The organism is Pseudoalteromonas haloplanktis ATCC 14393 (assembly GCF_000238355.1).
Classification (GTDB): domain Bacteria; phylum Pseudomonadota; class Gammaproteobacteria; order Enterobacterales; family Alteromonadaceae; genus Pseudoalteromonas; species Pseudoalteromonas haloplanktis.
In genome coordinates, this window is the sequence record NZ_AHCA01000001.1 from 776454 (window position 1) to 795662 (window position 19209).

The window sequence follows — 19209 nt, forward strand, 5'->3', positions numbered from 1 at the left end:
TAGCATCTATAAAAACGATATGTTTAGCATCGAACAACTTCACGCATTTGTCACCACCGTCGAAACCGGATCGTTTTCGGCAGCCGCTCGTCGTTTAAATAAAGCCCAGTCAGTCGTGAGCCAACATATCATTAACTTAGAAATAGACTGTAACGCCACTTTATTTGAACGCGCTGGGCGTTACCCACAACTCACCGAGGCAGGTAAAAAACTACTACCGCAGGCAATGGCACTGATCAATCAACATCAACGGTTAGTAAACTCAGCCTTAGCATTAAATGACCAAACACCACGTGAAATCACCATTGCGCTTGACGAAGGGATCCCATTTAAAATCATCGCCAATACCATTACAGAGTTACGAGAGAAATACCCTAATGTATCGCTTGAATTTTTAAATGCATCCAGTCTCGACATCATCGATATGCTAAAAAGCGAAAAGCCATTAACAGGTATTATTTTTAGTGAATTGAACATTCCTAGTTATTTAGATTACGAATGTTTGGGTGCTGTAAAGTTTGATTTATATGTTGCCAAATCTCACCCTCTCGCAGGGCAGATTTGTAAAAATATGGATGGCTTGCGTTTACACCGGCAACTCCTGATCCGCTCTCGTAATACGCAAACCAGTAGCTTTCAACTAAAAATAAGCCCCGACATTTGGTATGCCGACAATTACTTTGTATTACTTGAACTGGCAATCCAGGGGCATGGTTGGTGTTTATTGCCACACCATGTAGCCGAAAATGCAATACACAGTGGCGAGTTGGTTAAACTACCTCTGGAATTTGAAGAAATGGGCTGGACGGCCAATGTTGATATGTTGCAACATCAACGCCACAGCGGCCAAGAAGTCTTTAAAGTACTCAGGAATTTATTGCGTAGCTTATTATCAATTTAATTGATACTAAGCTACCTAGAGCAAAAACTTACCAGGTTTCGTAAATAGATCGTATTTATTCAAAATCCCTCTTCATCGCTGGTAACAGTAACCGTTAATTCTTCATCCATATTTTCAAAAACCAAAAAGTTAATCGGCTTACAACACACTTGGCAGTCTTCAATGTACTGTTGATCGACATCAGATGGATCAAGCAACACGTCTATACTTTCACCACAATACGGGCATGCTATCGTTGCTTCAGTTAGTTGATTCATTGCTTATACCTCGCGTATTGAGTCACTATGTCCATTACAGCAACATCAAGGTGCATTTCTTTGTGATGGATCTTTATTGAAGCTTTTAACTAACTCATTGGGATCAACTTGCGTTTTATACTCGCGGGTTGCTTGAGCCCACCAAACCATCTGACTAAACGTACGGCCAAAATAATTAAACCACGATGCCTGCTCTGCCTCTTGTAGCAGCGTCCCATCGGCTGCAAAAACGTCTTGCGCTTTTGGTACATGGATCATTGCCGATACAGGTAAACAACCCAGTTCCGATAAATAAGTTCGCATACCAACCGCCGCACGCATGCCTCCCCACTGCCCTGCCGAATAAGTCACAATGGCGCTTGGTTTATACGAAAACAAAGAACTACCAAAGTGATTTAACAAGTTAGCTAATGCGGGACTCATTGAATGATTATATTCAGGGCTGATCATAATGTAGCCATCTGCTGCGGCAATTTTCTCTGCCAGCTCATTTAGCTTTGTTGGTGCTTTACCCTGCGGATAAGAGAAGTGTGGCTTAAATACAGTATCAAGTGGGTATTCCAGCGCATCTATCAGTTCTATTTGATGATCTGGATATTGGCTGTTAAGACATGCTAAACACGCTAGTGCAACACGCTCACCTAAGCGAGCAGGTCTCGGTGGTGTGCTGTCACGTACAGTGCCTAAAAAAACTAAAAATTTCATAACTTACAACTCCATCTGTTGTTTGGGTATCGCACAAAAAATGCCCGTGTTTTTCACTCACTTAAAGTAACATCCACACTCTTTAATATAAAAACATTTATTACAAGATGTTTATTATTTGCTCAAGTAAAGCGTCGGTTGTCCACTCAAGTCCGTAATATGGAATATCGGGCTGGTAAAAATAGCCTTCTCCTCGAGGCCTATCTACGTACACTTTATTAGGAATAATCACTTTACTCAACCCTGATGGGGTATCAACAAGCCTGACGTCCATATACATTGAGTCTGCACTACTTGGCGCACCAAATAACACAGTATTCGAAAAAAGCTTAAAGGTATCAATAGCATCAAGACAAGCGCTGGCACACTGCCCAGGTACTATCACCATAGCTTTGTTTTTAAAATCACTGTCTGTAACCTCTCCTGCACTTTGCTCAGCAGGCAGGTTTTGCTCTACATAAAAAGGCATGCCTTTATCTAACGATACTTGCATACCTGCTGAGACTTCTTTAACCATTTCATACATTTCAGGCTGATCTTTTAGTACTACCTTCAACACCTCAACGTGCTGAGTATTATCTTTTGAGGCTCGCCACCACACTTGGGTTTTTGCGCTTGCTTGTTCTTTTCGATAACTCACAATTTGTTGCCCCCATAACTGCTCTGCGACTTTTACATTCCAATAAGATGAACCACCTTGGTTATGGCGCAAATCAAGTATCACGGCTTTAGCAGTCAATAACTGCGCACGTTGTGTAGCTAAATCAGCAAACAGTTGTTTATAGTCAGCCTTTTGTTGCTCATTAGGCGCAAATGTGGGCATGGCTACCCAAGCAATATCTTTAGTTGGCCAATGTAGACCGACGGCGAGTTCATCCCCATTATACGCGTTCATTAAATGTTGACGGACGCTTTTAGGGCGTTCAACCCACTGTAATTTAACGCTATAAGTGCTGCCATTGGCTTTTGCAAAGTCACAGCTTTTAAGTTGGGGTAAAAATGGATTGCCGTCATCAATAAGTAACCGCCGGCCTTGATTCCACCAATGACCGGGTTGCTCAACCTGACCATGAAAAGTAAAAAGGGTTTGCCGCATTAATGGCTCAATTGGCGTATTATTACAGCGTATTACTTTATCGCCTTTAGTAATTTGACTATGCTCGCTGTAATACACTTTTAAGCCATCACCTCGCCAAACAGCCGCAAACCCGGGCCAGCGCCTTGGTTGTTTTAGTTGTTCTGGTAAAATAGCTACGGCTCCGGCATGACCATCTTGTAAGACAGTACTAAAACGCGCAATTGCTGCAGCATACCCTTGAGCATTCGTAACCTGCTTTGCAAGCGCAAGACCTTGGCGCTTTGCGCTCTCAAGTAGCTTAGGAAAATCAGGGTTCTGACTATCAAACATACCGGGGTGGTTTTCAACTGATTGTTGATAAGCCGCTTCAACATCACGCTCAGCTGTTACTTGCCATTGCGCTGCTGTAGTGGGTAGGTTCTCTAAAGAGCTTACATTATCTTGTGCGTAAACATTTGCTGTCAAAAGAGGTGTACCAATAACGAACACCTTTGCATACGACTTAATTATATGTCTCATATAAATCCTTTTTTATTATACTCTAACTCACTGATACCAAAGTAAAAGGAAATACAGTTATTAATTACTAACCTTACTTTTATACCCAGCTTTAAAGTTACTTATTTCTTTCTCACAGTATTGAGCCGCAATTTTATATAATTCTCTAAACTCTTTTTGTTCATTTTTATTAGTACCTAATTCAACAGTTAGGTTCTCGATTACACTCGTGAGCAAAGTCAATTCATCGTATTCTGAATCATTAATGTTATTACTGGGAATACTCCTTAAACACTCCGAAACTTCCAGAAATAAATTAACTTCATTTTTCACTGCAATATCGTTATTAGATTGTGCAGAAAAACAAATGAGCAAAATAAAGAATAATATGCCTACTTTCATGTGAATTCCCTACACTGCATACCAGTATGCAGTGTCTTCGGTTTAATTTATTTTTATTAATCAGCAAACCATAACTGAGTTGCTGTTTGGATTCAATCAGTTACTTCGAGTTCAGGTCAGTAACGTATGCTAAAAGTATTTCTACGTTATCCCTCTAGGCGAGTATTCCCTGCCTTTTGAAAAGCAAAAGCGTAGCCAGTGGCCACGCTTTGCATTACTCAATTAAATTACAGCTTCGCTTAAATCTTGTTTAAAAAAAGCCGAGTGGATCTTCGCTATAGCTAACCAGCAGGTTTTTAGTTTGCTGATAGTGATCAAGAGCGAGTTTGTGAGTTTCACGGCCGATACCTGACTTTTTATAGCCGCCAAATGCAGCATGGGCTGGGTACATATGATAACAGTTAGTCCACACTCGGCCCGCTTCTATCTTACGGCCAAAGTGATACGCGCGGTTCATATTGCGGCTCCACACGCCAGCCCCTAAACCAAACTCAGAGCTGTTTGCAAGTTCAAGAGCTTCTGCTTCGTCTTTAAAAGTCGACATGGAAATAACCGGACCAAAAATCTCTTCTTGGAACACCCGCATATCGTTAGTGCCTTTTAACAGTGTTGGTTGAATATAGTAACCACCATTTAACTCATCACTTAACTGCTCAACATTGCCACCGGTGAGCACTTGTGCTCCTTCTTTTTTACCAATTTCAATGTAACTAAGAATTTTATCAAATTGCGCTTGTGATGCCTGTGCGCCCACCATAGTTTCACTATCAAGCGGATTACCGCGTTTAATTTGTAAAGTACGCGCTAATATCCGCTCAATAAACTGCTCATAAATGTCTTCTTGAATAAATAAGCGCGACGGGCAAGTACAAACTTCGCCTTGGTTAAAATAGGCAAGCACCGCACCTTCAATGGCTTTACTTAAAAATGAATCATCTTTGTCCATAACATCGTTAAAGAATATATTAGGAGATTTCCCGCCAAGCTCAACAGTAGAAGGAATAATATTATCAGCCGCACATTTTAAAATATGCGAGCCAACGGGTGTTGAGCCAGTAAAGGCAATTTTTGCAATACGAGTACTGGTTGCCAGTGCTTCACCAGCTTCTTTACCAAAGCCATTCACAACATTTAAAACCCCTGCAGGAAGCAAATCGCCGATGATTTCCATTAACACTAAAATAGAGGCCGGTGTTTGCTCTGCTGGTTTTAGAACTACACAATTCCCAGCGGCAAGGGCGGGCGCGAGTTTCCAAGCGGCCATTAGAATAGGAAAATTCCACGGGATAATTTGCCCAACAACACCTAAAGGCTCATGAAAATGATAGGCAACAGTGGTCTCATCTATCTCACCTATTGTCCCTTCTTGGGCGCGAACACAGCCAGCAAAATAACGAAAGTGATCTGCTGCTAATGGAATATCCGCCGCTAAAGTTTCGCGAATGGCTTTACCGTTATCCCAAGTTTCAGCCACAGCGAGTAACTCAAGGTTTTGCTCAATGCGATCCGCAATTTTTAATAAAATATTGCTGCGCTCAGTGACTGAAGTTGTGCCCCATGCTGTTTTTGCTGCGTGTGCTTTATCAAGCGCAAGTTCAATATCTGCTTTGTCTGAGCGTGGTATTTTACAAAATACTTTACCGTTAACTGGGCTTATATTATCAAAGTATTGCCCGTTTACAGGCTCAAGCCATTGCCCACCAATATAATTACCATACTGAGATTTAAAATTTATAAGCGCGCCATCGCTGCCTGGGTTTGCATAAATCATTGTGTGTGTCCTATGTTCAAGTTGTTGTTAAGTTTGTTAAGTTCAAGCGGAACTTATTGGTTATTTATCCGCCATTAATTGACATTAGCGCATAACAGGCATACAAACATGCTTAGCGGTCCAAAAAACGTGTCTATGTGTCCAGACCTAAAAAAGGAAATACTATGGCAGCCTATCTAGCAACAAAAAACCTCAAAAAGCAGCGCCAAGCGGTTGATGTACTTATTGAAAATAAAGTGACTTTTGCTGCAGAAAATGCCGAACTCAGTATTTACGACACCTATCAGGATGCACAAAAAGTAGCACTTCACTCCAGCGAGCTCTTGTTTTGCGGCATGATCAGCGGTAAAAAAATCATGCACGTAGGCGACTGTGACTATCACAAAGAGTTTTTGCCGCAACAATCGTTTGTCTTAGCGCCAGAGCAAAGTGTGTTGATTGACTTTCCAGAGGCGTCAATTAAGCAACCAACCACCTGTTTAGCGATTGAAATTAGCCGCGATAAAATTAGCCAAGTGGCTGATGCACTTAATTTACAACAGCACATAAGTAGTGATGATTTTTTTCACTATATTCCTAAACTTGTGCATGGTGTGCATAATCAACAAACCCAGCAACTACTGGAGCGTATGGTGGGTTTATTTAGTGAAAACGAGCAAGATCGTCCGTATTTAATTGAGCTATCAATTAATGAGTTAATTACTCGCCTTTTGCAGCAGCAAAGCCGCGATTTAATGCTCGCAAATTGCCAAAACCCCGTTATTAACTCTGCTCTTAACTATGTAGTTAATCACATAGCAGAAAACCTCAATCAACCTCTTGATATTGACATATTATGCAAAATAGCCTGCATGAGCCGCAGTAAGTTTTATCAACAATTTAAGCTCGCATTTGGATTAAGCCCCGCGGCATATCAACAACAACTGCGACTGAAAAAAGCACGCAAATTGCTACAATCGGGCCTGCAAGTGAGTCAAATTTGTTATCAGCTAGGCTTTAGCAACCCCAGTCACTTTAGCCGCTTGTTTAAACAAATGTTTGGTGCTCCTCCCAAGCACTACAAGCATTAATATTCAGATAATAAGAATTTTTAGCTAATTTAAAAATTTTTATTGACTCAAACGCAATTGCAGATTATTTTCCCGTCGATGTTTTTATCGGCATAACAATAGCGGCATGCATCCCCTGCACCGTCTGGCGCCAAGCCAACGCACTTCACTGTGTCGCATTGTGCTAAACCCACCGCGAAACCCAACAGTGACGTCTGCGTGCAAAAGCAGTGACTTGGAATATCAGCCCTTGGGCTAACATTCTTTGTTTTTGTTAAGTAGCTTGAGCCAATCACTCAAGTACTTTTTATTTTGTGAATACTTAAATGCTTGAACCTTCTGCGTTAAGTCTTGTGCCGCCGATTGTAGTGGTGGTATTGGCGATCGTACTACGTCGCCCAATTTTATCTTTGCTGATCGGTGCCTTAGTGGGCCTGGCTATGCTTAACCCTGTTGAAATGCTAAGCAATTTTGCCGCGGCTTCACTAAAAGTGATGGTCGATGAAACAATTGGCTGGTTAATACTTGTGTGTGGTGGTTTTGGTGCGCTAATAGCATTATTAGTGCGCACTGGCGGCGCCTCTGCATTTGGTAGTTTTGCACTGCGCTTTTGTAAAGGGCCTCGTTCGTCATTACTCATGACCTACGTACTGGGTATCGTTATATTTATCGACGATTACCTCAATGCGCTCACCGTAGGTGAAACCATGAAGCGCATTACCGATAAATTTAAAATCAGCCGTGAAATGCTTGCTTACGTGGTCGACTCGACCGCTGCACCAATTTGTGTATTAGTCCCCCTATCAACTTGGGCAGTATTTTTTGGCGGTTTATTGGTTGATAACAATATCGCAGGTGAAGGACAAGGTATTGCAGTTTATATGCAAGCCATTCCTTACATGTTATACGCTTGGTTTGCAGTACTGATTGTGCCATTAGTGGTGTTTGGGGTGATCCCATTATTTGGGCCAATGAAAAAAGCCCAACTACTTGCAATTAAAGAGCAGCCGCAAGTCGACCCAGCGCAATACGAAGACGTACAAACAGCTGATGAATATGCAGTAAAAGCGGTAGAAGAAAGCTTTGAAAGTGCAGATAGCCACGGCAAATTGTACAATTTTTTGCTACCGATTTTTTTACTCGTTGCGTTTACGGTGTATTTTGAAATCGACGTATACAAAGGGTTACTAGCCACATTTGCTGTGACAATCCCTTTTTATATGCTGCAAAAGCTCATGCCCTTTGCTGAAATGATCGAAAAAATGTTAGATGGCTTTAAGAGTATGTTACCCGCCATTGGCACAGTGATCGCCGCATTTATTTTTAAAGATGTCTGCGATCAATTATTGCTACCGCAGTTTGTGATTGAGTCACTTAGCCCATTTATGACCGCAGGCTATTTACCTGCAGTGGTATTTTTGGCAATGGCTATTTTAGCGTTTGCAACGGGTTCAAGCTGGGGAATTTTTGCGGTAACTATTCCTATTGTAATGCCACTTGCCATCGCGGTTGATGCCAATATACCGCTGGTGATTGGCGCACTGTTATCGGCTTCATCATTTGGTAGCCAAGCATGCTTTTACTCAGACTCAACGGTCCTTGCAGCCCAAGGCTCAGGCTGTAATTTAATGAGCCACGCAATTACTCAATTGCCGTATACACTCATCGCAGCAGCCTGCGCATTTGTCGGATTTTTAGTGATAGCTTAGGCCGATAGATTTAAGAGGAAAGTTGGCAAGGTTAAAAATAAATCTAGCCTTTTCTAGCGCGGGAAATAAATACCCGCGCTATTTTTTATGAAGGAAACAATCGAATTCTAATAGCGAGGCTAAAAATTTAGTGATAGCTTCAATCTGGTTAAAAGCTTACGAGTAAAACTCAAAACACTAACAACTTAATCCTTTCACCTTGCCTACTTTCTCATCGCAAGCTTTGCTGTTTTAAAAATTAACCCGACTATTACTTGTATGTACTCCCCTAAAAAGCGGATAATTGCAGCTAAATGAAAATACACTGACTAAGTCTAGCGCAAACACCTGCAAGCCTAGCTTATTAGTGCGCACTAAGGTGGACCAACTCAATGGAAATTAAAGTTAATTTTCTCGATAATCTTAGGTTAGAAGCTAAGTTTGACGATTTCTCAGTCATTGCGGATCAACCAATCCGTTATAAAGGCGATGGCTCTGCGCCGAGTCCTTTTGACTATTTTTTAGCATCGTCGGCTTTATGTGCTGCGTACTTTATAAAAGTGTATTGTAATGCCCGTGATATCTCGACCGATGGCATTCGTGTTGCGCAAAACAACATTGTTGATCCGGAAGATCGTTACAACCAAATTTTCCAAATTCAAGTTGAACTGCCTGAAAGCATTTCTGAAAAAGACCGTACCGGTATCTTGCGCTCGGTTGACCGCTGTACCGTTAAGCGTGTTATTCAAACTGTGCCTGAGTTTAAAATTGATGCAGTAGAAAGCCTCGATAACGATGCACAAGCCATGCTGATGGCAAAACCAGAAGGTAGCGAAAGCACCTTTATCCTAGGTAAAGATTTACCCCTTGAGCAAACTATTGCTGATATGACCGCGATTTTGGCCGACTTAGGCATGAAAATTGAAATTTCATCGTGGCGTAATATCGTACCAAATGTATGGTCTCTGCATATTCGTGATGCGGCCTCACCAATGTGTTTTACCAATGGTAAGGGTGCCACTAAAGAAAGCGCATTATGCTCTGCCCTTGGCGAATTTATCGAGCGTTTAAACTGTAACTTTTTCTACAATGATCAATTCCTTGGTGAAGAAATTGCCAACAGTGAGTTTGTCCATTACCCAAATGAAAAGTGGTTTAAGCTCACCGATGACGATTCACTGCCTGAAGGCATTTTAGACGACTACACGCTAAGCATTTATAACCCTGAAGATGAGCTGTGTGGCTCACACCTTATCGACACTAACTCAGGCAATGTTGAGCGCGGTATTTGCTCTATCCCGTATGTGCGTCACTCTGACGGCGAAACCGTGTATTTTCCGTCAAACTTGATTGAAAACTTATTTTTAAGTAACGGCATGAGCGCAGGTAATAACTTTGCTGAAGCAAAAGTACAATGTTTATCTGAAATTTTTGAGCGTGCCGTTAAGCGCCAAATTATCGAGCAAGAAATTGTCTTACCCGATGTGCCTGACTCGGTACTTGCTAAATACCCTGGCATTGTTGCCGGTATTAAAGGGCTAGAAGAGCAAGGCTTTCCAGTTGTAGTAAAAGATGCCTCACTGGGTGGTCAATTTCCTGTGATGTGCGTTACCTTAATGAACCCAAAAACCGGTGGTGTGTTTGCTTCATTTGGTGCGCACCCAAGCTTTGAAGTAGCCCTTGAGCGCAGCTTAACTGAGCTATTACAAGGTCGCAGCTTTGAAGGGTTAAATGACGTACCAAAACCAACCTTTAACAGTATGGCAGTATCTGAGCCTGAAAACTTTGTTGAACACTTTATTGATTCAACAGGTAAAATTTCATGGCGTTTCTTTAGTGCTAAACACGATTATGACTTTGTAGAGTGGGATTTTTCAGGCACTAATGAAGAAGAAACCGCAAGCCTATTTGGCATTTTAAAAGATTTAGGAAAAGAAGCCTACATTGCTGAATTTTCAGATATTGGCACCGCTTGTCGTATTTTAGTACCTGACTATTCAGAAGTGTATCCTGTCGAAGATTTAATTTGGGATAACACCAACAAAGCCCTAAAATACCGTGCAGACATTTTAAATCTGCACAGCTTAGATGAAGACCAACTAGCCGATTTAGTTGAACGACTTGAAGAAAGTCAATTGGATAACTACATCGATATCATCACCTTAATTGGTGTTGAGTTTGACGAAAATACAGTTTGGGGCCAGCTAACGATTCTTGAGCTTAAATTGCTTATCTATTTAGCACTGGGTGATTTAGAAGCCACAATGGAACTGGTTGAAACCTTTTTACAGTTTAACGACAACACCGTTGAACGCGGGTTATTTTATCAAGCCATGCACGCCACACTCGAAGTGGCACTGAGCGAAGACTTAGAAATTGAAGACTATATTCATAGCTTCACTCGCATGTTTGGTCAAGAAGTCATGGATGCTGTGGTAGGTTCAATCAATGGCGATGTATTGTTCTACGGTTTAACACCGACCAATATGCAACTTGAAGGGTTAGAGCGTCATCAGCGCTTAATTGATAGCTACAAAAAACTACACGCCGCACGCGCAGCAAGCGCTAAATAACAGTGTGAGCGCGAGGTAAACTCGCGCCTACGTTAAGTGCTTACCCCATACCTGACGTAGGCTCGGCTTTATGCCGCGCTAATCACTTATTTAAGCACCGAGCATTGGCAGGTGCTTTATTTTTTTATAACGCAAAGCCTGCGATAAACAATGCGCAAGCGCTGTTATCGGTAATGCGTGCTGTAACTCAAACACCAAAGCACGATTACCTTGATAGACAAAGGTGTCACCGTACAATTCCTTAAATGTCTCCACCAGCGTAGTGTTACAGTTAAAGTAAATACAAAATTGCTGCGGTGCTTTGTCTTTATAGTCAAACCTGATTGTGGAACCAGTTTTTGAAATATAACTCGGCTCACCCCATTTCAGTGTTTCTTCAAGTTCAGTAATACCCTGCTCTTTCGCGACCTGAAAAATCAACGTTCTTACTTCATCCAATATCACAGCAACCGCTGCTGGGTAAGTGGTGAATTTTTGTTTTACCCGTTTATCCATTAATAAGTATCCTTCGTAGCCAGAGCAAACACCAATCGAAACAAATGTATCATTGTGTATCATTTGTTATCACACTGATGCCAGATTGAAAACTTTTAGTGATAATAACGTCGCTGGAATATTCATCAAATACATAACCACGCTTCATCAACAGATTATTTTTTGAATTATTTCATAGCATCCTTTTATCATTTTGGAGTTTCTATGTTTAACAAAACTAAAATTGCCGTAGTCGTTACGAGCGCACTTTATGCTGCCTCAGCTGCAACTGCGAGTGATGTTAATAACAATAATGAGCAGTGGGCAGCCCCTACAAGTCAAACTGAAATTAAAGCGCAACCTGAATTAAACTGGCCAAATAAACTCAATCAACAAGTAAAAAAACAAAACACGATTTTTAAAGCCGAAAAAGATATCACAGGAACACATACCTATATAGTACAATTGGAAGACGCCCCTATCACCTCTTATGACGGTGGTATAGCAGGTCATACAGCGACTAAAAGCCTTGTACAAGCAGCCCGCTCTTCAAATCGCCCACTGGACTTAAATCAAACAGCGCTGGCTCAATACCAAACCTATTTACAACAGCAACAAACAACTGTGCTTAATAACGCGCAAAAGCTACAAGGTTTAAGTGTTCAATCTGAGCGCTCTTTTACCGTGGCACTCAATGGTTTTACAACTCGAATGACCCAAGAGCAAGCACAGCAGCTTGCTAAAGTTCCTGGCGTAAAACATATTAAGCGCTCAGAACTAAAACAGTTACAAACGTTTAATACGATTGAAGAAACAGGTGCACATGACGTATGGGCTATGCCAGCATCTGGCACAGGTAAAAACTTAGGTGAAGGAATAGTTGTAGGTATCATTGACACAGGTATTAACACCGATCACCCTTCATTTGCTGCCGTTGGAGGTGACGGTTATCAGCACATCAATCCGCTCGGTGCTGACAATTATTTAGGGGACTGCCAAGCTAACGCTTCGTTATGTAATAGCAAGCTCATTGGCGTATACTCTTACCCTGAAATCACCTCAACTTACTCAGATCCAGTTTATGAAGAGTCTCGTCCAGAAAATGGGGAGGATTACCATAGTCATGGTTCACACGTTGCAGGTACTTCAGCAGGTAATATTCTATATAACCAAAAATACTTGCTCACGGAAGCTGTAACACAAAGTAATGGTATTCCAACTAATTTAGAATTTGAGCAAGTGTCTGGAATGGCTCCACACGCTAACCTAATTTCCTACCAAGCATGTTTTGCTGGTAGTGCGGGTGATCCATACTCTGGTTGTCCTGAAACTGCAATCATATCTGCCATTGAGCAAGCAGCAATAGATAATGTAGATGTGATCAACTTTTCAATTGGTGGTCTAGAGCAAGACCCGTGGACAGATCCAATCGAGCAAGCTTTTTTTAACGCTGCAAAGAGCGGGATATTCATTGCAGCAGCAGCTGGTAACAACGGCCCTGAAATAATGAGTGCTGATCACTCTTCTCCTTGGTTAACGACTGTAGCAGCAAGTACACCTAGTAGCCGTATAGCTTATGCTGATAAATCTTTAACCAACATGACAGGTGGAGATACGGCTGCTCCATCTGATATTAGCGGACGTTCAATCACCTTTGATGAGTTAACAGGATTAGTCGTTAATGCTGCTGACTTTGACAATCCAAATGAAACAATTAAGCCTTGGGTCGCTAACTGTGATAAAGAATACCCAGAAGGTACATTTGATTTTCCTGATGATCCAGCCACTCCAGAGATTGACGAGTCTGAGCAAGCTGTAATTGTAGTCTGTAAACGTAGCTCTAATCCATTGTATTACAAAGGTGTTAACGTTGCTAAAGGGGGAGCTGAAGGATTAATAATCTATAATCAATCAAGTTTTTATGACTCCGCAGCTTTACCAGATGTCCCGCACCCAATCCCGGCGATACACATCAAAAACACAGACGCCCAAGACATACTTACTTGGCTCTCAACAGGTGATAGTCATATTGCCACTATCACACCAACGGCTGCAGAAATCGAAGACGTTGATGGCCATAACCTTGCTTATTTTTCAAGCCAAGGGCCTTCATACTTTGGCCTAAACACCTTATTTGTCGACATTGCCGCACCAGGAGTCGATATCTACGCGCCTGGTTCAACCGATCAACCCTTCACTGCGAACCCTGGGACTGCCGAATGGATGATGATGTCAGGTACTTCAATGGCAAGCCCGCATGTTGCAGGTGCCGCAGCGCTATTAAAGCAGTCTCACCCAGATTGGTCACCACTTGAAATCCAATCAGCATTATTAATGACTGCCAGCAATGATCTGTATTCGTCTAAATTCTTAGCTAGTTTTGAGTCGAGTGGCTATAACTCATCAATGGGTGAATCTGGTGCAGGTAGAATGCATGTTGATCTTGCTGATAAAGTGGGCCTTGTGCTTGATGAAAGCATGGAAAACATGAAAGAAGCTAATCCAAATCTAGGCGGCTTTGTTGAAAACTTAAATACGGCTTATATGGTTAACACTGACTGTGTTGATGAATGTAAGTGGATACGTACTTTTAAAGCTACTGAAGATGGTAGCTGGGCAGTAACAACTGACGCCTTTACTGATGGATTTGAAATAGAGGTTACGCCAAGCGAATTTACCGTTAAAAAGGGAGAAACCGTTTCTCTAATAGTAACGGCAAAAACTATTCGCGCACCAGGTATCACAGGCCAAGTTGATTATATCGGTAATCAAGGGCAGCTTGTACTTACGCCAGAAAAGGCTGAATCACCAAAACTTGAATTACCTGTTTGGACTTACAATGGCGATACGGGTCTTCCTGACTTTGTCACGATTGAAGCACATCGTACATCAGGTGTAGAAACAATTGGCCCTATGATAACAGGTGATATAACTGATTTTGCAAGCAAGAGTTATGGTTTTCAAAAAGCTGATATCGCTACAAAAGTTTTACAAAAAGATTCAACTGAAAATGATCCGTTTGATAATCTAGATGAAGTATTAGTTACATTCAGTACAGTACCAGAGAATACGCCGCTTATCATTTCCCAAATAATTGGTGATGATACTCAACGTAAACTTATTTTTATGGGACAAGACAGTAATGGTGATGGCATTCCTTCATGGGATGAAATACTTTGTATGTCCACAGCTTACACTGTAACAAACACCTGTGCGATCCACGATCCAGAGGAAGGTCAATATTGGACATTAGTCTCGAATGTGTATAATTCTGATCCTCGTGAAGTGAGCGTTGCTAGTGCCGTTTTAAGCACTGATGCAGGTAACATCACAGTAAGTGCGCCAGAGAAAGTATCAGGTTATCAAGATTACACCATAGACGTTGGTTACAGCATTCCAGAGATGGAAATAGGCGAAATCTACTTTGGCGGCATAGATATTGGCTCAAACCCTAGTGACATAGGAAATGTTGGCTTTATCCCATTAATCTTGTCGCAAATTGACGAAGATGTCAGCTTCACAGCCAGTAAAAATAAAGCAAAAGTGGGTGATATCGTTGATTTCAATGTTAAAGTGATTGCCAATAATACTGAACATGCTCGAAACTTTGCACTTGATCTAGCGCTACCACAAGGTATTGAGTTAATAGCAGAATCAGTAATTGCATCACATTCAACACCAGGTGAAGTGCTAGTAAATGATCAAACATGGCATGTAGAAGGAACGCAAGAATCAACCAAAGATGTTGACCGTAACTATAAAATTACCACCAATATCACAGATGAAATGTGTTCTTTACGTGTGGCAGGGTCACCGACTCCAGGCTATCTAGATCTACGTCAATATGGCTGGCGTACACTTGTAGAAGTTGAAGGTACGTACTCAAACAGCTTTGAATTTTCATTACAGGAACTAATGAATACAGAGCAAGATGTCAGCTTCCCGTTCTTTAACCTTGAGAACTATACATCATTAAAAATAAGCCCTGCAGGCGCTATCTATTGGAGCTCTCGTCGTCTGCCATCAGCGCATACACCGTTTCCTACAGGCTCAAGTATTCCTACACCGGAACACATGATTGCACCATACTGGGTTGGCGATAACACATTAACTCGTTTTGATGCTCTATCAGGCCAATATGACCTCAATGCAGGTGTTACACCTAGTTATACCAGTGATCGTGAGTGGCTAGTACTTGAATGGGATAATGTAGAGCGCCGTAATACTGATGGCCAATCTGTCGACTTTGAAGTGTTCTTACGTACCAACATCAATTATGAGCCTGGCGAATACGAAATGATGTTTGCCTACGACAACCTTAGCATGGCAGATGAAAAAGGCAGTATCGGCTTTAAGTCATACGCAGGGCGCACTGTCATTAACGGTTCACCTGTTGAGCATTACTACGGTGACGGTATTGCATTTAATGATTTAACAGACGTATTAAATGACGAACTCGTAGTATGTATGGATTATACAGGTCCTGAAGAGTCACAATTCAATGTAGCATTCCAAGGATATGTCACTCAAGCTGCTGCAGGTCAAACAACCACTATAGAACTCAAAAATGGTCTAGAGGGTGCTGAACAAGAAACCTTAACAGTGGAACTAGAAGTAGCTGGTAATATTGAACTGCTACCAGTTGCCGATATGGAAACTGATGCAGGCCAACCAGTCAGCTTTACTGTAAATTACACAGACAAAAATAAAGTAAGCAACCTAATAGAGATTGAAGGTGATCACATTACTTATGAGGTCTCTGGTAATGAAACTGGCAGTACAGTGACTATCACTCCAGATATTGGGGCGGTAGGCGAACTTGATCTTATTCTGCATGTACGTGATAGCGTTTCTACAGGCGATGTAGCAAGCCAGCCATTCGTACTTTCAGTGAATAAGGTAAACACAGCTCCTACCGTAATAGTTCAAGCTGAAAACTCGTTCTTAGGTGAAGTTGTAATCCTTGATGCAAGCAAATCAACCGATACCCATGATGAATTAAGCTTCAGCTGGACACAGGTTTCTGGTCCGAGTGTAACCTTAAGTAATTCTGATCAAGCAATAGCAAATTTCAGTGCAACGGAACTAGGTGAATATGTATTCAATGTAACCGTAACTGATGGCACCTTTACCGTTGCCAAAGAGCTAAAACTCACCGTTGTTGAAAAAGAGCAGCCACCGGTTGAGATCGAAAATACAGCACCTGTGATCATCGCTAAAGGAACCAACACCACTGTTGGTAACTTTGTGACGCTCGATGCAAGTCAATCAAAAGATGCTGAATCTGATGAACTAACTTACAACTGGGAACAAACAACAGGCAATACTGTAACGCTTGCGAATAGCAATACAGCAATCGCCACATTTAATGCGACACAAGCTGGTGAGTATCAATTTATCGTCACTGTCAGTGATGGTGAGTTACAAAGCCAACAAAGTGTCACTGTAATGGTGGATGAAGCCGTTGAACCTGAAGAAGACAAAGATTCAGGCTCAAGCTCTGGTTTGCTACTTATGTTACTGGCCATTCCAGCCGTACTACGTCGTAAATTTAACAAGTAAGCTTATCAACTGCGCTGTGATTGTAGCAGCGCAGTCAATTAAGTATTTAATAATTTAGTTGTCACCAATGCCAGTGCGTTATGTCGCTGGCATTTTTATTTGTACACTATTCTAAAGACCCTACTGCATACAGAAAATGATCCGTTCCTCTTGTACTAACTGTTGTAAATCAATGCCAAGTGCTCGGTAACTTCGAATAATGACATCGGTGCAAACGCCAATATTCGCAGGTACGTCACCGTTTGGATAAGCAATGCGATGATAACTTCCATCGTAACGTACGTTTTGAGTTGTTCTATCATTTGCCGCATTTACCAATCCAAAAGTAAATGCATTGCTATAACTAAAAGCAGAAAACAATAACAGCAAAAACCAAAGTACATAAGTCATAGTCATTCCTTGTAAATTCTAACGTTCTTTAAACTTCAATAGCTATACAGTCATGACTGCTTATTCTCATCCAATATATTCATTAGTCGCTTTAACTCTCGAAGCACCAGCATAGGTTCATCATTTTGAATGTAATGACCGCTTTTTTCTGTTAATACACTGCGCCCTTGGGGGAACTCAGCTGCCCAACTCTGCCACATCTCCCCCCACATCAATCGGCCCTTGTCTGTAAAAAACAAATTACTCGGTTCAGCCACTTTGCGTACTGACGCAATAACGGTGACAGGTATATCTTTAATCTGCGGATAATCTGGTAATGGCCGTTTACTCCAAAAATCTAAATATTGATTCGACATTCCATTAGCCATATCACTTAGTTTTATTTGCGCGATTTCTTTATTTCCCTGTTCTAAGTTTATAGCACGTAATATGTCTACATCATGCTCTGAAGACGGATCGAGCATAAGTAAAGCATTTAGTTGCTGCGGGTATTTGGCGGCAAAATCTCGCGCGACACTCCCCCCATAAGAATGCGCAACAAGTATTACTGGTTTTGAAATGTCCAACGCCAACAAAAACTCACTAAGATGATCAGCATAATCCATTGACGTAAAATGGCGTTTAATTGCGGTTGAGTTACCATTACCAACACGCGAGTAGCGAATCACTTTCGTATGCTTCGCTATGCTGTTAAAAACTGGATCCCAGTCACCTAAACCTGCACTCCCTCCAGCCTCAAGCAATACAACTTGATTGCCAGCTCCAGCAACTTCATATTCCAAGTCAAAGCCATCTACCTTCACAAATGCGGCTTTAGCATTTGCAGCAAACAATAAAAATAGAGTGAGTAGCAAAAAGCTATTAGTATTAACACTTAAAGATCTTAACTGCATTGTATTTTCCTTTTACATTTCAATTTAGGTTTGGCTATTTGAAGCAAAATGCTCACTGAGCATCTCCTTTATTTCAAGTTCACTTCGCTTAATCTCTTTTATAATTGATTGTCGATTCATTTCCATAAACAGCCAAAGTTTAACTGCAATTTGCATCATTAAACTACTCACAAAACACACAGCCCAAAGTAATTGCTGATCGGAATTAAAAAATTGATACGCTGATATTATAAAGGCAGCTGTGAGTATAAAAGCTAGCATCGTACCTAAAATAGTCCAGCGGCGCATGCTTCCCTGATATATGCCACTAAGTTGCTTAAATAAGCCAGAATCAGACTCTAGCACTGACTCTAAATTGTGTTGCTCCGCCTGTAAACTTTGTTTAATTTTCTCATCTAAATTCATTATTCTCTCCAATTATTCATTTAAGCCTATTGCCAATTGTGCTCTTGCTCTATGTAAGCGTGATTTCACTGTACCAACCGCTACATCCGTTATTAAAGCAATGTCACTAATTGACATTTGCTCAAGATAAAACAAATAAACACTGTGCCGCTCAGTATCCGGCAGGCTATTTATTAACTTTACTAAATCTATAGATTGCTCATTACTGCTCGTCATATCTCTTGCTTGTTCGTGTTTGTCAGGCTGAAAACGCTCCAAATGCCTATTTTTACGGGTTGTATCTATAAACTTGTGATACACCACCCTAAATAACCATGCTTTAAATACACTTGGTTCTTTTAGTTTACGAATATCTTTTGCCACCACAGACCACGCTTCTTGCGTAATATCTTTGGCTAAATCCGTCTGCTTACATAACTTCATCGCAAAGAGAAAGCTGGGTTGATATAAATGCCTGCATAGCAAATTAAATGCAGACTTATCTCCTTGCTGTGCACTAATTACAGTTAATGTTATTTGCGTCGAATTCATGTATTTCCCTAAGTTCTTTTCTACAAGACGGT

Annotated in this window: 14 protein-coding genes and 1 pseudogene; 5 read left to right on the plus strand and 10 right to left on the minus strand. The window is 41.3% G+C overall.

Annotation, left to right across the window (positions count from 1 at the left end; genetic code table 11):
- The first annotated feature begins 19 nt into the window (after positions 1-19).
- Positions 20-901 (plus strand): LysR family transcriptional regulator, encoded by an 882-nt coding sequence (locus tag PHAL_RS0103175; protein ID WP_016706967.1) that lies wholly within the window; start codon positions 20-22, stop codon positions 899-901.
- Between the two features lie 59 nt (positions 902-960).
- Here the strand turns inward: PHAL_RS0103175 and PHAL_RS0103180 are convergent, their stop codons facing one another.
- The 5 genes from PHAL_RS0103180 to exaC form a co-directional block, all read right to left on the minus strand.
- Positions 961-1158: a CPXCG motif-containing cysteine-rich protein gene (locus PHAL_RS0103180; RefSeq protein WP_016706968.1), complete on the minus strand. Its 198-nt coding sequence runs from the start codon at positions 1156-1158 to the stop codon at positions 961-963.
- Between the two features lie 45 nt (positions 1159-1203).
- Complete coding sequence (locus tag PHAL_RS0103185) at positions 1204-1863, minus strand: NADPH-dependent FMN reductase (protein ID WP_016706969.1); 660 nt, start codon at positions 1861-1863, stop codon at positions 1204-1206.
- A gap of 100 nt (positions 1864-1963) precedes the next feature.
- Positions 1964-3460, minus strand: a complete 1497-nt coding sequence (locus tag PHAL_RS0103190; RefSeq protein WP_016706970.1) for a S41 family peptidase — start codon at positions 3458-3460, stop codon at positions 1964-1966.
- A gap of 60 nt (positions 3461-3520) precedes the next feature.
- On the minus strand, positions 3521-3841 hold the full coding sequence (locus PHAL_RS0103195) for a hypothetical protein (RefSeq protein WP_016706971.1): 321 nt from the start codon (positions 3839-3841) through the stop codon (positions 3521-3523).
- A 250-nt stretch (positions 3842-4091) separates the two neighbouring features.
- The gene (gene exaC / locus PHAL_RS0103200; protein ID WP_016706972.1) at positions 4092-5612 is read right to left on the minus strand and encodes an acetaldehyde dehydrogenase ExaC; all 1521 of its coding nucleotides are present in this window, start codon (positions 5610-5612) and stop codon (positions 4092-4094) included.
- A 164-nt stretch (positions 5613-5776) separates the two neighbouring features.
- On the opposite strand from exaC, the gene PHAL_RS0103205 reads away from it, so the two are divergent.
- The 3 genes from PHAL_RS0103205 (at position 5777) to PHAL_RS0103215 (ending at position 10922) form a co-directional block, all read left to right on the plus strand.
- Entirely contained in the window at positions 5777-6682 is a 906-nt protein-coding gene (locus tag PHAL_RS0103205; protein ID WP_016706973.1) for an AraC family transcriptional regulator, read from the plus strand.
- Between the two features lie 305 nt (positions 6683-6987).
- Positions 6988-8370 (plus strand): Na+/H+ antiporter NhaC family protein, encoded by a 1383-nt coding sequence (locus PHAL_RS0103210; RefSeq protein WP_016706974.1) that lies wholly within the window; start codon positions 6988-6990, stop codon positions 8368-8370.
- 371 nt (positions 8371-8741) lie between these two features.
- Entirely contained in the window at positions 8742-10922 is a 2181-nt protein-coding gene (locus PHAL_RS0103215) for an OsmC domain/YcaO domain-containing protein (RefSeq protein ID WP_029215999.1), read from the plus strand.
- A gap of 90 nt (positions 10923-11012) precedes the next feature.
- Here PHAL_RS0103215 and PHAL_RS0103220 read toward each other — a convergent pair whose 3' ends face one another.
- Positions 11013-11417 (minus strand): DUF1801 domain-containing protein, encoded by a 405-nt coding sequence (locus tag PHAL_RS0103220; protein ID WP_016706975.1) that lies wholly within the window; start codon positions 11415-11417, stop codon positions 11013-11015.
- 204 nt (positions 11418-11621) lie between these two features.
- On the opposite strand from PHAL_RS0103220, the gene PHAL_RS24690 reads away from it, so the two are divergent.
- Positions 11622-16958, plus strand: coding sequence for a S8 family serine peptidase (locus PHAL_RS24690; protein ID WP_016706978.1), 5337 nt, complete (start codon positions 11622-11624; stop codon positions 16956-16958).
- Positions 16959-17102: 144 nt separating this feature from the next.
- On the opposite strand, the pseudogene PHAL_RS22755 reads toward PHAL_RS24690, so the two are convergent.
- The 4 genes and pseudogenes from PHAL_RS22755 to PHAL_RS0103250 form a co-directional block, all read right to left on the minus strand.
- A pseudogene (locus PHAL_RS22755) lies at positions 17103-17348 on the minus strand (DUF1287 domain-containing protein); the annotation flags it as partial.
- 50 nt (positions 17349-17398) lie between these two features.
- Positions 17399-18241: an alpha/beta fold hydrolase gene (locus tag PHAL_RS0103240; RefSeq protein ID WP_016706980.1), complete on the minus strand. Its 843-nt coding sequence runs from the start codon at positions 18239-18241 to the stop codon at positions 17399-17401.
- Between the two features lie 24 nt (positions 18242-18265).
- Complete coding sequence (locus PHAL_RS0103245; protein ID WP_016706981.1) at positions 18266-18646, minus strand: DUF6768 family protein; 381 nt, start codon at positions 18644-18646, stop codon at positions 18266-18268.
- Positions 18647-18658: 12 nt separating this feature from the next.
- Complete coding sequence (locus PHAL_RS0103250; protein WP_016706982.1) at positions 18659-19177, minus strand: RNA polymerase sigma factor; 519 nt, start codon at positions 19175-19177, stop codon at positions 18659-18661.
- Positions 19178-19209: the final 32 nt, after the last annotated feature.

Bases quoted from the DNA above. Each gene is read 5' to 3' on its own strand.
- PHAL_RS0103210 (WP_016706974.1), top strand. From the start codon at position 6,988: ATGCTTGAACCTTCTGCGTTAAGTCTTGTGCCGCCGATTGTAGTGGTG.
- PHAL_RS0103195 (WP_016706971.1), bottom strand. From the start codon at position 3,841: ATGAAAGTAGGCATATTATTCTTTATTTTGCTCATTTGTTTTTCTGCA.
- exaC (WP_016706972.1), bottom strand. From the start codon at position 5,612: ATGATTTATGCAAACCCAGGCAGCGATGGCGCGCTTATAAATTTTAAA.
- PHAL_RS0103185 (WP_016706969.1), bottom strand. From the start codon at position 1,863: ATGAAATTTTTAGTTTTTTTAGGCACTGTACGTGACAGCACACCACCG.
- PHAL_RS0103240 (WP_016706980.1), bottom strand. From the start codon at position 18,241: ATGCAGTTAAGATCTTTAAGTGTTAATACTAATAGCTTTTTGCTACTC.
- PHAL_RS0103215 (WP_029215999.1), top strand. From the start codon at position 8,742: ATGGAAATTAAAGTTAATTTTCTCGATAATCTTAGGTTAGAAGCTAAG.
- PHAL_RS0103205 (WP_016706973.1), top strand. From the start codon at position 5,777: ATGGCAGCCTATCTAGCAACAAAAAACCTCAAAAAGCAGCGCCAAGCG.
- PHAL_RS0103175 (WP_016706967.1), top strand. From the start codon at position 20: ATGTTTAGCATCGAACAACTTCACGCATTTGTCACCACCGTCGAAACC.
- PHAL_RS24690 (WP_016706978.1), top strand. From the start codon at position 11,622: ATGTTTAACAAAACTAAAATTGCCGTAGTCGTTACGAGCGCACTTTAT.
- PHAL_RS0103245 (WP_016706981.1), bottom strand. From the start codon at position 18,646: ATGAATTTAGATGAGAAAATTAAACAAAGTTTACAGGCGGAGCAACAC.
- PHAL_RS0103220 (WP_016706975.1), bottom strand. From the start codon at position 11,417: ATGGATAAACGGGTAAAACAAAAATTCACCACTTACCCAGCAGCGGTT.
- PHAL_RS0103180 (WP_016706968.1), bottom strand. From the start codon at position 1,158: ATGAATCAACTAACTGAAGCAACGATAGCATGCCCGTATTGTGGTGAA.
- PHAL_RS0103190 (WP_016706970.1), bottom strand. From the start codon at position 3,460: ATGAGACATATAATTAAGTCGTATGCAAAGGTGTTCGTTATTGGTACA.
- PHAL_RS0103250 (WP_016706982.1), bottom strand. From the start codon at position 19,177: ATGAATTCGACGCAAATAACATTAACTGTAATTAGTGCACAGCAAGGA.